Here is a 555-nt window from a genome sequence, read left to right on the forward strand (position 1 = left end):
ATTTTGAAGGTTTTCAAACTGCCAAATACATGCTCAATTCCAATTCTTCTTTTATTGATTTCCTGATTATAGATTTTTAGTTCGGAATCCAGTTTACAGCGCTTCTTTGCTTTTAATGGCAACAAGCTATTTGGATACACTGTATAAATTCCCTGATAACCCTTATCCGCAAGGATAAATGCACCTGCAGGAATCTGATTCAAGTTACGTTTGAAGAGTTCGAAATCATGTACGGCACCACGACTCGTACATAAACTCAGGATTTTTTGAGTTTGATAATGAATGATGGCCTGTACTTTGAAAGTGTGGGTCTTTTTCTTGCCGCTATAGCTTTTCTTCTGTTTTTTTAGGCCTTTGGATTGGAATTTCTGTGGCATCCACGATCACAACATTCCAATCGATGCCTTCGCCCTCGGGTAAATCTTTGGGTAAATTAAACAGATTGGACCGAATCAGGCAGTCTTCAACATGACGGACAATTCTTGAGGCTGTGGGCTCTGAAACCCCGTAGCTCGTCGCAACGTGAAATAAGGTTCGGTATTCCCGCCAATAGCT

2 protein-coding genes are annotated in these 555 nt (G+C 40.7%); both read right to left on the reverse strand.

Annotated elements, in window-relative coordinates:
- A partial coding sequence (locus tag ACEWB7_RS17390) for a transposase family protein (RefSeq protein ID WP_411581011.1) occupies positions 1-377 on the reverse strand: 377 nt, incomplete at its 3' end.
- Positions 325-555 (reverse strand): transposase family protein (locus tag ACEWB7_RS17395; RefSeq protein ID WP_411581012.1); only part of this gene is annotated, 231 nt, incomplete at its 5' end. The genes ACEWB7_RS17395 and ACEWB7_RS17390, both read right to left, overlap by 53 nt.

Origin of the sequence: Acinetobacter sp. NIOH-H-8 (assembly GCF_046635365.1) — a bacterium.
Lineage (GTDB): Bacteria > Pseudomonadota > Gammaproteobacteria > Pseudomonadales > Moraxellaceae > Acinetobacter.